The organism is Bradyrhizobium sp. GW821-FHT13H05, assembly GCF_058804065.1.
The window spans coordinates 90,255-104,376 of record NZ_JBXAPO010000016.1 but is presented as its reverse complement, the minus strand read 5'-3'; the positions used below and the strand labels follow the sequence as shown (position 1 = coordinate 104,376).

Here is a 14,122-nt window from a genome sequence, read left to right as displayed (position 1 = left end):
AATGAAGTTATTAGCGCGAGAAGCTGCCACTCGGCATCGGCGCCGGGAAGGCCCCCGATTGCTGCGTGGTTTGGGTCGGTTGCGCCTGGACCGGCTGGTCCGGCGGCGGCGCGGTGGTGCGCTTGCGGACGATCTTCTGCTTGGGTGGCGGAGTGGCCGCGGGCGGCGCGGCCTCGGGCTGGGTCTCGCCATCAACCTCGCCGGCGGGCGCCTCAGCCGGCGCGGCCGCAGCGGCTGGCTGCCTGGTTTTCCTTGCCTTGGCCCCCTTGGCGGGCTTTGCAGCCTCTGACGGCGGTGGCTCCGCGGGCAAGGCCGCCACGGCAGGCGCGTTCGGATCCGGCTGCTGCTGGGCGCCCTTATACATGTCTTTCGGCACGCCCTGCTCGAGGCCCGGCACGCCCTCCGGGAACACCGGCTTGCGGTCACCGGGCAGCTTCTTCTTGGTGTCGAGGAAGTCGAGCATGTCGCTCGGATCGAAGCTGGAGCAGCCGCCCAGGACGCCTGTGAAGGCGATCAGGACGGCGGCTGCGATCAAGCGTGACGTGCGGCGCATATTGTTGTCTCGTCTCAGCTCTCGGGACCGTCAGCTTTTGGCGACGGGCGGCAGCAAGGCCTGGAGCGCCTCCGCGCGCGAGCGCAGACCGGGCGGCGTTTCACCGTCCTCGGCGATCGCGTCGAGCCATTTGCGGGCCGCGGACGTATCGTTGTTGCGCCAGGCCGACAGCGCCAGCATCTCGCGGGCGCTGTGGCGGAAAGTCGATTTGGGTGCAGCAGAGGATTCCAGCCGCTGCTGCATGTCGGCGTAGCTGGCGCTGTCGACCAAGAGCCCGGCCGCGCGGATCTTCGCCAGATCCTGCAACTCGCCGCCGACGCCGCGGTCCGCGGCAATATCGTCATACATCTTGGCGGCCGCCTTGGGGTCGCGAGCCGCGGCCTCGGCTGCAGCGCGCAGCCGCGCCAGGCTGCGGTAGCCCGACGGCGCCTTGGCAGCGAGCTCGGTGAAGGCCGCCTCGGCCTCAGCATGCTTGTCCTGCTCGGACAGCTCCACGGCCTTCTCGAAGGCGGCGCCGGCCTCGGCGGCCTTCTTGGCCTCCAGATATTGATAGCCGCGCCAGCCGCCCACGGCGGCCACGATCAGCACCATCAGGGCGATGAAGTAGATCGAATATCTGTCCCACAGCTTCTTGAGCTGTTCGCGACGTACTTCCTCGTCGACTTCGTCAAATAATTCAGACACTTATGCTAATCCCATACCCGTCCGGGTGCGCGCGCCAAGGCATCCGCGTCAGGAATCCCGTCCCCCGTGTGGCGGCGAGGTACCCTAACGATATGGCGGTGGCAAGGCAAAGCGAGGCCGATCAAGGCGTTAACCACCCGGGAGAGCCCGGAGCCGCCTGCCGGCCTCAGGGTCCCAGGAGCTCCCGCAACTGCCGCTTCAGCACCTTGCCATTGGCGTTGCGCGGCAGCGGTTCGGCGGTGATCGCCATGGTCTCCGGGACCTTGTAGTCGGACAGCCGCTCGGCGCACCAGGCCCGCAGGGCCTCGCTGGCGACCGGCGCACGCGTCACCACCACGGCGTGAACCCGCTCGCCCAGCACCGGACAGGCCTTGGCAATGATCGCGCTCTCGATCACCGCGGGATGGCCCGCCAACACGGATTCGACCTCGGCCGAATAGATCTTCAGGCCGCCGCGATTGATCATGTCCTTCTGCCGATCGAACACGCGGACAAATCCTTCCGCATCGACCGAGCCGAGATCGCCGGAATGCCAGAAGCCGGCAGTGAAACTCTCAGCCGTGGCCGTCGGGTTGTTCCAGTAACCCTTGATGACGGAGGCGCTCTGGATCCAGAGCTCGCCGATCTCGCCAGGGGGTTGCTCGCGCCCATCCAATCCCATCGCGACGATGCGCGCGCCGGGACACGGCAGGCCGACGCTGTCGATGTGGCTCGCCGTCAGCTCGCCCGGCATGATCGTGGACGGCGATGTCGTCTCGGTCGAGCCGTAGCAGTTCGCGAGTTCGAGGCCGGGAATCGTCGCCTTGAGCCTCTCGATGGTCGCGACCGGCATCGGCGCGCCGCCAAAACCGCCGATGCGCCAGCTCGACAAATCGTAGCTCTCGAAATCGGGCTGGAGCAGGCAGAGATTGTACATCGCCGGCACCATCACCGTGTAGGTGACGCGCTCGCGCGCGGCGAGCTTGAGGTAATCGGCCGCCTTGAACTCCGGCATGATGATCAGCGCGCCGGCGCAGCGGATCATGGTCGTGATGTTGGCGACGACGCCGGTGACGTGGCCGAGCGGCACCGCCGCGATCGAGCGGTCTGCTTGCGTCAATTGCAGGCAGGACACGAACACCATCGAGGAATGGACGATGTTGCAATGAGCCAGCATCGCGCCCTTCGGCTTGCCTGTGGTGCCGGAGGTGTAGAGGATCATCGCGGTATCCTCTTCGCTCACGTCGGCCGGCGCGGAGGCCGGTGGATTGTCGGCGAGCGCGGCAAAGCACGACACATGCGGATCGTCGTCGACGGCAACGCGATGGATCACATCGGGCACATCCCGCACATCGGGCAATCGCTCGGCAAGCCCTGCTTCGTGGATCAGGATTTTGGCGCCGCAATCGGCGAGCACATAGGCGATTTCGGGCTTCTGCTGGCGCGTGCTGAGCAGCACCGTCACGAGGCCCTCATGCGCGGCCGCGAACAGCAGCAGTGGAAATTCGATGCGATTGCCGAGCAGGATCGCGACACGATCGCCGCGCTGTAGTCCGAGCTTGCGAAAGCCCGCTGCGATGCGCACGGCCTGCTCAACCGCCTGCCGCCAGCTCAGCCGGACGTGGCCCAAGATCAGCGCCTCGCCGTCGGCGTTGCAGGCGCAGGCGTCAGCAATCATCGCCCACAGGCTTGCCGGCCGGTCGCAGAAGGCCGGGACCACCCGATCGCCAAAGCGCGCCTCGAACCGCATCGGCGGGATCTGAGATTGCGACCAGTCCATCAGAACGCCTCGGCTTGTTGCTCTTGTTACCTTCCGCGCACGGTCATGCGGCTCCGGTCTTGTGCCGATCGGCTAGACCCCCACGACGGGAACACCGATCACGACAGGATGGAACGCGAAAGCCAGCGCCAGATACGCGACGACGCCCACCGCAACCGCGATCAGGTCGTTGGTGACGCCGCCCACCGGAATCGGCGGACCGCCGCCATCGGTGCGATGCTTCAGCGAAATGCGGTCATACACCGCCCAGCCCAGGAACGAGCCGAACAGGATGATGGAGCCGAGATCGCCATTGGCGAGCAGATGCGCCGCCGCCCACAGCTTGATGCCGGCTAGCATCGGATGCTTCAGCGTCGCATAGATGCGCCCGCGCAAATAAGACGCGACGACCAGGATCACCGCAGGCAGCATCAGCGCGAGCGTGATGTGCTTCAGCGCCTTCGGCGGATACCAGATATCGATCCAGCCCGAGCTGCGATAGTGCACAAAGCCCCAGATGATCAGCGCCAGCCCCGCGAGCGAGACCAGCGAATAAAGGCCCTTGTAGGTCCCCTCGCCCAGCCTCGCGATCGCCTGCGCGCGCGCCTCGCGTTTCGTCGTGAAAACATGGGCCGCGAAAAACAGCACCAGCCCCAGGATCATGACCAGCAGACCCACGACATCCTCCCCTCAACCAGCGCCCCCGCTTATGGCGTATCATCGATTGGCCGCCGGTCGCAACTCTCACGCCTCATGGTGAGGAGGCGCGTCAGCGCCGTCTCGAACCATGCAGGCCCGGCTGTGCAACACCTCGGCCTTCATCCTTCGAGACGCGCGCAAGCGCGCTGCTCAGGATGAGGAGATGGAGCTACTTTCCAAGCCCGCGATTGTCCACATAGCGGATCGCGATCGGCCGCCCGGCCAGGGCACCGCCGAGTCCGCCAGTGAATTTCAGCGGCAGGCAGGCGTTCAGGGATGAATTGATCGCGGCCAGATACGTCGTTCGGGTATCGGCCGGAACGCCTGCGGTCGCGTAAGTGAGGCGCGGCGGCCCGATCAGGCCACCCGCCTTGTTGAAGCTGAAGCGAACCGCCATCTGCATGCCCGCTCGCGCATTGTCCGATGGCGGCGACCAGCAGGTGCGCAGCGCGGCGAAGAGATCGCCGATCGTATCGAGATCGTGATCGGGCTTCTGGTATTTGGCGCGGTCGGCGTCGGACGGGACGCTCTCGATCGTGAGCTGGAGATTCTGGCCGTAGGGATAGTCGATCTCGGGAATGCAGGGGCCGGGCTGGAGCGGGCTGCAATAGGACGGCGTGCAGGGCCGGTTGTCGAGCACGCTGCACGGCTCGTGCGCAAACGGGATCGGATTGATCTGCCGCGGCCGCGCGTCGGCGGCGACCACTGATATCGCCAGCAGGATGAAAACGAGAATGCCGCGCCACATGATGCGAGCCCACGATGTCACATGAACAAACGTGGCATCGCCAATGACCTCGTCAAGCCCACGCGCGTTCACATGCTCGCGCGCAAATGGCTGGAGCGGGCCCTAACCCTTCTTCTTCACGTCCTTGACGTTGGCGAACGCGATGCCCTCGGCGCGCTCGCGGGTGTAGCCGAGATAAAACTCGTTCCGGGCCAGATACACGGGATCGCCGTCGACATCGTCGGCGATGCTCGATGTGTTGGCGGCGAGGAAGGTGTCGAGCTTCTTGCGGTCGTCCGAGGAGACCCAGCGCGCCAGCTGGAACTCGCTGACCTCGAACTCGACCGGCAGCGAATATTCCGCCTCGAGCCGCGCCTTCAGCACGTCGAGCTGGAGCGCACCGACCACGCCGACCAGCGCCGGCGCGCCGTCGCGCGGACGGAACACCTGCACGACGCCCTCTTCCGACATCTGCTGAAGCGCTTCCTTCAGCTTCTTCGCCTTCATCGCGTCGGTCAGCCGCACGCGGCGGACGATTTCCGGCGCAAAGCTCGGCACGCCGACGAAGTTGAAATCCTCTCCCTCGGTCAGCGTGTCGCCGATGCGCAGCGTGCCGTGATTGGGAATGCCGACGACGTCGCCGGCGAAGGCTTCGTCCGCGACCGAACGGTCCTGCGCGAAGAAGAATTGCGGGCTCGACAGCGGCATGCTCTTGCCGGTGCGCACCAGCTTCGCCTTCATGCCGCGGCTGAGCTTGCCGGAACACAGACGTGCAAAGGCGATGCGATCGCGATGGTTCGGATCCATGTTCGCCTGGATCTTAAACACGAAGGCGCTCATGCGCGGATCGGTCGCCTCGATCTTGCGCTGGTCGCTCTCCTGCGCGCGCGGCTCGGGGGCGAATTTGCCGAGGCCCTCCAGCAGATCGCCGACGCCGAAATTGCGCAGCGCGCTGCCGAAATAGACCGGCGTCAGATGCCCCTCGCGAAAGGCTTCCAGCTCGAACGGCTTGGAGGCCGCAGTGACGAGCTCGAGCTCGTCCTTCACCGCGGAGACGTCGAGATTGGCGTTGAGCTTTCCGAGCTCGGCGATCTCGATCTGCTGCGCGGCGCCAGTCTTGGCGCCACCGCCTTCGAGCAGCCGCACGCCGCCATTGACGACGTCATAGGTGCCGAGAAAGTCGCGGCCACGGCCGACCGGCCAGGTCATTGGCGTGGTGTCGAGCGCCAGCGTCTTCTCGATTTCGTCGAGCAGCTCGAAAACGTCGCGGCTCTCGCGGTCCATCTTGTTGATGAAGGTGATGATCGGGATGTCGCGCAGGCGGCACACCTCGAACAGCTTTCGGGTGCGCGCCTCGATGCCCTTGGCAGCGTCGATCACCATCACGGCGGAATCGACGGCCGTCAGCGTGCGATAGGTGTCTTCCGAAAAGTCCTCGTGGCCCGGCGTGTCCAGCAGGTTGAACACCAGCCCCTCGAACTCGAAGGTCATGACCGAAGTCACGACCGAGATGCCGCGCTCGCGCTCGATCTTCATCCAGTCCGAGCGGGTGTTGCGCCGCTCGCCCTTGGCCTTGACCTGGCCGGCGAGGTTGATGGCGCCGCCGAACAGCAGCAGCTTTTCGGTCAGCGTGGTCTTGCCGGCGTCCGGGTGCGAAATGATCGCAAAAGTCCGCCGCCGCGCCACCTCGGCAGCAAGCGGGGAACGGGCCGGCGATTCGGCTGTGGTGGTAGCGATGTCGGACATGGCGGGAGCGTTTGGCAGGGAAAATGGGCCGGATCAAGCCTCATGTGGTGATTGCGGTGCCTTCCGGCCAGCCCCATATCGGCCATGGGAGGGACGGCCCTCCTATTCATCAGCAATGTCAGCCGCGGGGACGACCCTGCCTTGAATGGAGGGTCATCATGGCCTGGGGTATCCTGTTTATCGCCGGTCTTCTCGAAATCACCTGGGCGATCGGCCTGAAATACACCGAGGGCTTTACCAGGCTTGTTCCGTCCGTCATCACGCTCGCCGCCATGGCCAGCAGCGTCATCCTGCTCGGGATAGCCCTCAAATCGCTGCCCGTCGGAACCGCCTATGCGGTCTGGACCGGCATCGGGGCGGTCGGCACCGCCGCGCTCGGCATCGTCCTGTTCGGCGAGCCGGCCACGGCGTTCCGCCTCGCCAGCATCGGGCTGATCATCGCCGGCATCGCTGGGCTGAAGCTCGTTACTTGACGAAGATCTTGACCACCCACCAGGTCAGCGCCGCAACGATGGCCGAGGCCGGGATCGTGATCACCCAGGCATAGACGATCGAGCTCGCGACGTTCCAGCGCACTGCCGAGACGCGGCGGGCCGCACCGACGCCGACGATGGCACCGGTGATGGTGTGGGTGGTCGAGACGGGAACCCCGAGGAAGGTCGCCATGAACAGGGTCGCGGCACCGCCGGTTTCGGCGCAGAAGCCCTGCATCGGCGTCAGCTTGGTGATGCGCAGGCCCATGGTGCGGACGATGCGCCAGCCGCCCATCAGGGTACCCAAGGCCATCGCCGCCTGGCAGGACAGCACCACCCAGAACGGCACGGAAAATTCGCTGCCGAGATGGCCCTGCGAATAGAGCAGCACCGCGATGATGCCCATGGTCTTCTGCGCGTCATTGCCGCCATGGCCGAGCGAATAGAGCGAGGCGGAGGCGAATTGCAGGATGCGGAAGGCGCGATCGACCGCAAACGGCGTCGAGCGCACCGAGAGCCAGGACACGATCGCCACCAGCATCATCGCGAGCAGGAAACCGACCAGCGGCGACAGCACGATCGCCAGCACCGCCTTGGACAATCCGCTCCACACCGCCGCCGAGATCCCCGCCTTGGCCATGCCACCGCCGACGAGACCGCCGATCAGCGCATGCGACGACGAGGACGGGATGCCTAGGCCCCAGGTCACGAGGTTCCAGACGATGGCGCCGACGAGGGCCGCGAAGATCACATGGGCATCGACGATCGAGGGATCGATGATGCCGGTACCGATGGTCTGGGCGACGTGCAGCCCGAACACCATGAAGGCGACGAAATTGAAGAACGCAGCCCAGAACACCGCGAATTGTGGCCGCAACACGCGGGTCGAGACGATGGTCGCGATCGAATTGGCAGCGTCGTGCAGGCCGTTCAGGAAATCGAACAGCAGCGCGACGGCGATCAGTCCGACCAGGACGGGAAGACCCAACGCAGCATCCACGGCGAGGCCCCTGCCCTAAACTTGCTCGATGACGATGCTGTTGATCTCGTTCGCGACGTCGTCGAAGCGATCGGCCACCTTTTCGAGGTGGTCGTAGATCTCGACACCGACGATGAAATCCATCGCGCTGCCGTCGCGATGCTTGAGGAACAGCTCCTTCATCCCGATGTCGTGGAGATCGTCGACCCGGCCCTCGAGCTTGGTCAGCTCTTCCGTGATCGCGGTGAGCATGGCGACGTTCTTGCCGATCTCCTGCATCAAAGGCAGCGCGCGCCCGACCAGATTGGCGCATTCGATCAGCAGCGCGCCGATCTCGCGCATCGGCGGCTCGAAGGTGCGGACCTCGAACAGCATCACGGCCTTGGCCGTCTGCTGCATCTGGTCGATGGCATCGTCCATCGAGGTGATCAGGTTCTTGATGTCGCCGCGGTCGAACGGCGTGATGAAGGTGCGGCGCACCGCCGTCAGCACCTCACGGGTGATGTTGTCGGCGTCGTTCTCGAACTGGTTGACGCGCTGGCAGTAGACCGGCGTCTCCTCGCCCCCGTTGAGCACGCCCTGGAGCGCGATCGAGCCCTGGATCACGGTCTGGGCATGGCGGTCGAACAGGTCGAAGAACCGTTCTTCCTTGGGCAGGAACGCGCGAAACCATCGCATCATGGGAATAGGCTACCGGTTGGAAATGGCCCGACCCGAACGGGCCGTCATGAAACTGTCATAGACCATTTTCGATCCGCGCGCGTCTCACCTCACGCCCGCGGAGCCGGATCATCCACCGCTTTCAATCGGCGGTTAACCTTACGTTAAATCAATAACTTAGAGCGAGCGCCGGAAGTAATGCGCGATTTCACCGATGACGCCGCGGCGGAAGGTGAGCACGCAGATCACGAAGATCGAGCCCTGGATCACCGTCACCCATTGGCCGAAGCTCGCCAGATATTGCTGCATGGCGATGATCACGAAGGCGCCAACCACCGGGCCGAAGATGGTGCCGAGCCCCCCGACCAGCGTCATCAGCACGACTTCGCCCGACATCGACCAGTGCACGTCGGTGAGCGAGGCATTCTGCGCCACGAACACTTTCAGCGATCCGGCAAAGCCCGCGAGCGTGCCCGAGAGGACGAAGGCCAGGAACTTGTACTGGTCGGTGCGGTAGCCGAGCGAGATCGCGCGCGGCTCGTTTTCACGGATCGACTTCAGGACTTCACCGAAGGGCGAATTGATGATGCGGAAGATCAGCAGGAAGCCGGCGAGGAAGCCCACCAGCACGACATAGTACAGGATCGTCGGCTTGGACAGATCGAGGACACCGAACATGCGTCCCTGCGGAATGCCCTGGATACCGTCCTCACCATGGGTGAACGGCGCCTGGAGATAGATGAAATACAGCAGCTGCGACAGCGCCAGGGTGATCATCGAAAAATAGATGCCCTGGCGGCGGATCGAGATGTAGCCGGTGATGAGCGACAGCCCGAACGCCGCGGCGATACCGACGAGGATGCCGAGTTCGGGCGGCAACCCCCACACTTTCAGCGCGTGCGCGCTGCAATAGCCGGCGGTGCCCATGAACATCGCGTGGCCGAACGACAACAGGCCGCCATAGCCGATCAGAAGATTGAAGGCGCAGGCGAGCAGCGCGAAGCACAGCGCCTGCATCACGAAGAACGGATAGACGCCCGTGAACGGCACTGACGCCAGCAACAGCGCCATCACCACGAACACGATCATCTCGTCACGCATCGCGCGCGGGGTCACCGGCAGCGTGTCGTCCGTCAAGGCTGTCATATCAGGCTGCCCTTCCCGTCAATCCCGTTGGCTTCACCAAGAGCACCAGCACCATCAGCACGAACACGACGGTGTTGGAGGCCTCGGGGTAGAAATACTTGGTCAAGCCCTCGATCACACCGAGCGCGAAGCCGGTGATGATGGAGCCCATGATCGAGCCCATGCCGCCGATCACCACCACCGCGAACACCACGATGATGAGGTCCGCCCCCATCAGCGGCCGCACCTGGTTGATCGGGGCCGAGAGCACGCCGGCGAGCGCGGCAAGGCCGACACCGAGGCCGTAGGTCAGCGTGATCATGCGCGGCACGTTGACGCCGAAGGCGCGGACCAGCGTCGGGTTTTCAGTGGCGGCGCGGAGGTAAGCGCCGAGCCGCGTCTTCTCGATCAGGAACCAGGTCGCAATACATACCACCAGCGAGAAGATGACGACCCAGCCGCGATAGATCGGCAGGAACATGAAGCCGAGATTCATGCCGCCCTTGAGTTGGTCCGGAATGGCGTAAGGCAGGCCGGAGGAGCCGAAATAGTTCTGGAACACACCCTGCACGATCAGCGCGATGCCGAAGGTCAAAAGCAGGCCGTAGAGGTGGTCGAGCCCGGTCAGCCATTGCAGCATGGTCCGCTCCAGGATCATGCCGAAGATGCCGACGATGATGGGCGCGAACAGCAGCGCCCACCAGTAATTGATGCCGCCGAGGTTCAGCAGGAAATAGGCGACGAAGGCGCCCATCATGTAGAGCGCGCCATGGGCGAAATTGATGATGTTGAGCATGCCGAAGATCACGGCAAGCCCGAGACTGAGCAGCGCGTAGAACGAGCCGTTGATCAGTCCCACCAGTAGCTGAGCGTAAAGAGCCTGCATCGATCCCGCACCCGGTCCCTTCGGCGTTCCCCTGAAAGTCGCCCGCAGACCTTTTAGGCCTGCGGGCTGTTATCTCACTTCTTCAACAGCGCGCACTTGCTTTCGGAGAGCGGCGTGAAGGCCTGGTCGCCCGGCACCGTGCCGACCAGCTTGTAGAAATCCCACGGGCCCTTGGACTCCGAGGGCTTCTTCACCTCGAACAGATAGGCGCTGTGGATGGTGCGGCCGTTCGGCTGAATCTCACCCTTGCCGAACAGATCGTCCTCGGTCGGCATCGACTTCATCTTCTCGACGACCTTGACGCCGTCATGAGGATTGCCGCCGAGCGCGTCCAGCGCCTTGAGATAGTGGCGCACGCCCGCATAGACGCCTGCCTGGACCATGGTCGGCATCGCGCCGCTCTTCATCTTCTCCGAGAATCTCTTGGAGAAGGCGCGGGTCTGGTCGTTCATGTCCCAGTAGAAGGTCTCGGTGAAGTTGAGGCCCTGTGCGGTCTCGAGGCCGATCGCCTTGACGTCGGTGAGGAACAGCAAGAGCGCGGCAAGCTTCTGGCCGCCCTTGACGATGCCGAACTCGGCCGCCTGCTTGATCGAGTTGGTGGTGTCGCCGCCGGCATTGGCAAGGCCGATGATCTTGGCCTTGGAGGCCTGCGCCTGGAGCAGGAACGAGGAGAAGTCCGGCGTGTTGAGCGGATGCTTGACGCCGCCGACCACCTTGCCGCCGTTGGCGGTGATGACGGAAGTGGTGTCACGCTCGAGCGCCGCGCCGAAGGCATAATCCGCGGTCAGGAAGAACCAGGTGTCGCCGCCGGCCTTGACCAGCGCCTGGCCGGTGGTGTGGGCCAGCATGTAGGTGTCGTAGGTCCAGTGCACGGTGTTGGGCGAGCACTGCGCGTTGGTGAGGTCGGAGGTTGCGGCGCCCGAGTTGATATAGACGCCGTTCTTTTCCTTGATGACGTTGTTGACGGCGAGCGCCACACCGGAATTCGGCACGTCGACGATGATGTCGACCTTGTCGACGTCGAACCATTGCCGCGCGATCGCGGTGCCGATGTCGGGCTTGTTCTGGTGATCGCCGGAGATGATGTCGATCTTCCAGCCCTTGGCGGCAAGGCCGGAATCCTCAACGGCCATCTGCGCGGCAACCGTCGAGCCGGGGCCGCCGAGGTCGGCATAAAGGCCGGACTGATCGGACAGCGCACCGATCTTGACGGACTTGTCCTGCGCGAAGGCTACGCCAACCGTGGTGACGGCCAACGCCGTGCCAAGCAGAAACGACGCAATCGACTTTTTCATGTGACTTCCCTCGTGAATTTTCTCTTCGCCGTTTTCTCTTGGCCGTTTGACGCTTGGCCGTTCTAGACGCCGAGATAGGTGTGGAGCTTGTCCATGTTGGCGGCAAGCTCCGCGTTGGAAAATCCGTCAATGATCTTGCCGTGCTCGACCACGTAGTAGCGGTCGGCGACGGTGGATGCGAAGCGGAAGTTCTGCTCGACCAGGAGGATCGTAAAACCCTCCTTCTTGAGCCGTGCAATGGTGTGACCGATCTGCTGGATGATGACGGGTGCGAGGCCCTCGGTCGGCTCGTCCAGCATCAGGAAACTCGCACCGGTACGCAGGATGCGCGCGATCGCGAGCATCTGCTGCTCACCGCCGGAGAGCTTGGTGCCCTGGCTGTTGAGACGTTCCTTCAGGTTCGGAAACAGATCGAAGATCTGCTCGAGCGGCAGCCCGCCTGCGCGGACCACCGGCGGCAGCAGCAAATTCTCCCGCACATCAAGGCTGGAGAATATCCCCCGCTCTTCCGGGCAGAACGCGATGCCCATGCGCGCGATCTTGTCGGAGGTCGTGCGGATGATCTCCTGGTTGTTGAACTTCACCGAACCGGCGCGCTTGCCGATGATGCCCATGATCGACTTCAGCGTGGTCGTCTTGCCGGCGCCGTTGCGCCCGAGCAGGGTGACGACCTCGCCCGCATTCACGTCGAAATTGATCCCGTGCAGGATGTGGGACTCGCCGTACCAGGCTTCGAGGTTGCGGACTTGAAGGATGTTTCCGCCGGTCGCAGCCTTGGCCGGAGCCTCGGCGATCGCAGTGTCAGGCATGACCGGCTCCCAGATAGGCTTCCTTGACACGCTCGTCCTTGGTGAGCTCGCTGTAATGGCCTTGCGCCAGCACCTGCCCGCGCGTCAGCACGGTAATGATGTCGGAGAGATTGGCCACGACGCTTAGATTATGCTCGACCATCAGGATGGTGTATTTCGCGGAGATGCGCTTGATCAGCGCCGCGATCTTGTCGATGTCCTCGTGGCCCATGCCGGCCATGGGCTCGTCCAGCAGCATCATCTCCGGGTCGAGCGCGAGCGTGGTTGCGATCTCAAGTGCGCGCTTGCGCCCGTAAGCCATCTCGACCGCGGGCGTGTTGGCAAACTCGCTGAGGCCGACATCGTTCAGCAGCTCGCGCGCGCGATCGTTGAAACGGTTGAGCACGGACTTGGAGCGCCAGAAATCGAACGAGCTGCCGTGCTGGCGCTGAAGCGCGACGCGGACGTTTTCCAGCGCGGTCATATGCGGGAAGACCGCCGATATCTGGAACGAACGAACCAGCCCCAAGCGGGCCACGTCGGCCGGCGCCATCGCGGTGATGTCCTGCCCCTTGTACAGGATTTTTCCGGCAGACGGCTTGAGGAACTTGGTCAAAAGATTGAAGCACGTCGTCTTGCCGGCGCCGTTCGGGCCGATCAACGCGTGAATGCTCCCACGGCGGACCTTGAGCGCAACGTCGCGGACGGCGAAGAAGCCCGCGAACTCCTTGGTCAAGCCTTCCGTTTCGAGAATGAACTCATCGGCCAAACAGATTTCCCCCTGCCCGCGCAACGCGCATGGCTGTCCTTGTTGCTTCGGCTTTCCGGAGGCCTTGGAGCCCGCCCGGAACGCCGCCTCCGGGCGCGGAATATGCCGGAGGTGACGGGGGTTAGGCAAGGCGGAAAGCTGAGCAGATCAGGCCTCCGGCCGGGAGACTTATGCTCCCTTAGTCGGACGCGTTTTGATGTCGCCTGCCCGGCCTCCCGGTTCGCAAGGCACCGGTCATCAAGCCGTCGTTAACGGTCTTTCGTTCCGCACGCCAGCCTTCATAGAAAATTTTCCCGCAAGCCCGATCATGTCCGGGTTTTTATCGCCGGGAATATTGTCTTGGAATTTGCAAGCGCCGCGCCCTCCGTCGTCAAGTCGATCAAGCAGCGTGATCTCCTGAACACGTGGCTGCGACTTTATGCGCGCGAGCAGATCGCTCCGGCGATCTGGGAGTACCAGCCCGCGCGGCTCGAGGAAGAGCTGTCCGATCTCATCTATTATACGGTGGACCTTTCGACGCCAACGCCGCGCCTCACCATCCAGAGCGAAGGCACGCGCATCTCGCGCGCCTTTGGACATACCGGCAAGGGCGTTCTGCTGGATGAGTATATCGGCCCACGACTCGTGCCTGTCGTGATGCCGATCTATTATGAATGCGTGGCACGCGGGTTACCGGTCTACAGCGTCGCCGATGTCGACGACATCTACGGGCGCGTCGTCGCCTATGAGCGCCTGCTGCTGCCGTTCCTGACCGACGGCAAGGTCTGCCACATCATCGCCTCGCTCAAGACCTTCTGCGAGGACGGCGGCTTCGAGATCGAGAATCTGATGCGCGGAAATGACGCGCTGCCGCGTCCCAAATTAAGCGCGGTGATCGAGCGCGACCTGTTTCATCGCGCCCCCGGCCGCATCGCGGCCGCTGATGTCGTCGAGTTCGTCGATCAGCCCGGCGTCACCAACGAGATCATCGAGCTGAACTGACCGCGAACGCGATTTGGCG

At 63.9% G+C, this 14,122-nt stretch carries 15 protein-coding genes; 2 read left to right on the top strand and 13 right to left on the bottom strand.

Translation table 11 applies throughout. The features are described from left to right. Positions 1-10: 10 nt before the first annotated feature. From AC1RR3_RS32575 to AC1RR3_RS32550, 6 genes are all read right to left on the bottom strand, one after another. Positions 11-553, bottom strand: a complete 543-nt coding sequence (locus AC1RR3_RS32575; protein WP_492828376.1) for a hypothetical protein — start codon at positions 551-553, stop codon at positions 11-13. A 30-nt stretch (positions 554-583) separates the two neighbouring features. Then, complete coding sequence (locus AC1RR3_RS32570) at positions 584-1,237, bottom strand: tetratricopeptide repeat protein (protein ID WP_492828374.1); 654 nt, start codon at positions 1,235-1,237, stop codon at positions 584-586. 166 nt (positions 1,238-1,403) lie between these two features. After that, complete coding sequence (locus AC1RR3_RS32565; protein ID WP_492828372.1) at positions 1,404-2,996, bottom strand: class I adenylate-forming enzyme family protein; 1,593 nt, start codon at positions 2,994-2,996, stop codon at positions 1,404-1,406. A gap of 72 nt (positions 2,997-3,068) precedes the next feature. Continuing rightward, positions 3,069-3,653, bottom strand: a complete 585-nt coding sequence (locus AC1RR3_RS32560; RefSeq protein ID WP_492828370.1) for an NnrU family protein — start codon at positions 3,651-3,653, stop codon at positions 3,069-3,071. Between the two features lie 190 nt (positions 3,654-3,843). Further along, positions 3,844-4,422: a UCP034077 family protein gene (locus AC1RR3_RS32555; protein WP_492828368.1), complete on the bottom strand. Its 579-nt coding sequence runs from the start codon at positions 4,420-4,422 to the stop codon at positions 3,844-3,846. A gap of 102 nt (positions 4,423-4,524) precedes the next feature. Next, the gene (locus tag AC1RR3_RS32550; protein WP_492828366.1) at positions 4,525-6,147 is read right to left on the bottom strand and encodes a peptide chain release factor 3; all 1,623 of its coding nucleotides are present in this window, start codon (positions 6,145-6,147) and stop codon (positions 4,525-4,527) included. A 158-nt stretch (positions 6,148-6,305) separates the two neighbouring features. Here AC1RR3_RS32550 and sugE point away from each other — a divergent pair, with 158 nt between their 5' ends. Beyond that, complete coding sequence (sugE, locus tag AC1RR3_RS32545) at positions 6,306-6,620, top strand: quaternary ammonium compound efflux SMR transporter SugE (protein ID WP_492828364.1); 315 nt, start codon at positions 6,306-6,308, stop codon at positions 6,618-6,620. Here the strand turns inward: sugE and AC1RR3_RS32540 are convergent. The 7 genes from AC1RR3_RS32540 to AC1RR3_RS32510 form a co-directional block, all read right to left on the bottom strand. Next, positions 6,613-7,620, bottom strand: a complete 1,008-nt coding sequence (locus AC1RR3_RS32540; protein WP_492828362.1) for an inorganic phosphate transporter — start codon at positions 7,618-7,620, stop codon at positions 6,613-6,615. The two genes, sugE and AC1RR3_RS32540, sit on opposite strands and share 8 nt — an antisense overlap. A 15-nt stretch (positions 7,621-7,635) precedes the next feature. After that, complete coding sequence (locus AC1RR3_RS32535; RefSeq protein ID WP_008143646.1) at positions 7,636-8,280, bottom strand: DUF47 domain-containing protein; 645 nt, start codon at positions 8,278-8,280, stop codon at positions 7,636-7,638. Between the two features lie 156 nt (positions 8,281-8,436). Next, on the bottom strand, positions 8,437-9,405 hold the full coding sequence (locus AC1RR3_RS32530) for a branched-chain amino acid ABC transporter permease (protein WP_492828360.1): 969 nt from the start codon (positions 9,403-9,405) through the stop codon (positions 8,437-8,439). A gap of 1 nt (position 9,406) precedes the next feature. Beyond that, entirely contained in the window at positions 9,407-10,270 is an 864-nt protein-coding gene (locus tag AC1RR3_RS32525) for a branched-chain amino acid ABC transporter permease (RefSeq protein WP_298240777.1), read from the bottom strand. Between the two features lie 74 nt (positions 10,271-10,344). Further along, positions 10,345-11,565 carry an ABC transporter substrate-binding protein gene (locus AC1RR3_RS32520; RefSeq protein ID WP_492828358.1) on the bottom strand — a complete coding sequence of 407 codons (1,221 nt, stop codon included), beginning with the start codon at positions 11,563-11,565 and terminating at the stop codon, positions 10,345-10,347. Positions 11,566-11,627: 62 nt separating this feature from the next. Further along, positions 11,628-12,374 (bottom strand): ABC transporter ATP-binding protein, encoded by a 747-nt coding sequence (locus AC1RR3_RS32515; protein WP_492828356.1) that lies wholly within the window; start codon positions 12,372-12,374, stop codon positions 11,628-11,630. Then, the gene (locus tag AC1RR3_RS32510) at positions 12,367-13,122 is read right to left on the bottom strand and encodes an ABC transporter ATP-binding protein (protein WP_200474204.1); all 756 of its coding nucleotides are present in this window, start codon (positions 13,120-13,122) and stop codon (positions 12,367-12,369) included. Before AC1RR3_RS32510 ends, AC1RR3_RS32515 begins: the two co-directional genes overlap by 8 nt. 339 nt (positions 13,123-13,461) lie before the next feature. Here AC1RR3_RS32510 and AC1RR3_RS32505 point away from each other — a divergent pair, with 339 nt between their 5' ends. Beyond that, positions 13,462-14,103: a hypothetical protein gene (locus AC1RR3_RS32505; RefSeq protein ID WP_492828353.1), complete on the top strand. Its 642-nt coding sequence runs from the start codon at positions 13,462-13,464 to the stop codon at positions 14,101-14,103. Positions 14,104-14,122 lie beyond the last annotated feature (19 nt).

Coding starts and splice junctions, on each gene's coding strand:
- AC1RR3_RS32575 (WP_492828376.1), bottom strand. CDS start 553: ATGCGCCGCACGTCACGCTTGATCGCAGCCGCCGTCCTGATCGCCTTC.
- AC1RR3_RS32530 (WP_492828360.1), bottom strand. CDS start 9,405: ATGACAGCCTTGACGGACGACACGCTGCCGGTGACCCCGCGCGCGATG.
- AC1RR3_RS32515 (WP_492828356.1), bottom strand. CDS start 12,374: ATGCCTGACACTGCGATCGCCGAGGCTCCGGCCAAGGCTGCGACCGGC.
- AC1RR3_RS32555 (WP_492828368.1), bottom strand. CDS start 4,422: ATGTGGCGCGGCATTCTCGTTTTCATCCTGCTGGCGATATCAGTGGTC.
- sugE (WP_492828364.1), top strand. CDS start 6,306: ATGGCCTGGGGTATCCTGTTTATCGCCGGTCTTCTCGAAATCACCTGG.
- AC1RR3_RS32535 (WP_008143646.1), bottom strand. CDS start 8,280: ATGATGCGATGGTTTCGCGCGTTCCTGCCCAAGGAAGAACGGTTCTTC.
- AC1RR3_RS32550 (WP_492828366.1), bottom strand. CDS start 6,147: ATGTCCGACATCGCTACCACCACAGCCGAATCGCCGGCCCGTTCCCCG.
- AC1RR3_RS32565 (WP_492828372.1), bottom strand. CDS start 2,996: ATGGACTGGTCGCAATCTCAGATCCCGCCGATGCGGTTCGAGGCGCGC.
- AC1RR3_RS32520 (WP_492828358.1), bottom strand. CDS start 11,565: ATGAAAAAGTCGATTGCGTCGTTTCTGCTTGGCACGGCGTTGGCCGTC.
- AC1RR3_RS32525 (WP_298240777.1), bottom strand. CDS start 10,270: ATGCAGGCTCTTTACGCTCAGCTACTGGTGGGACTGATCAACGGCTCG.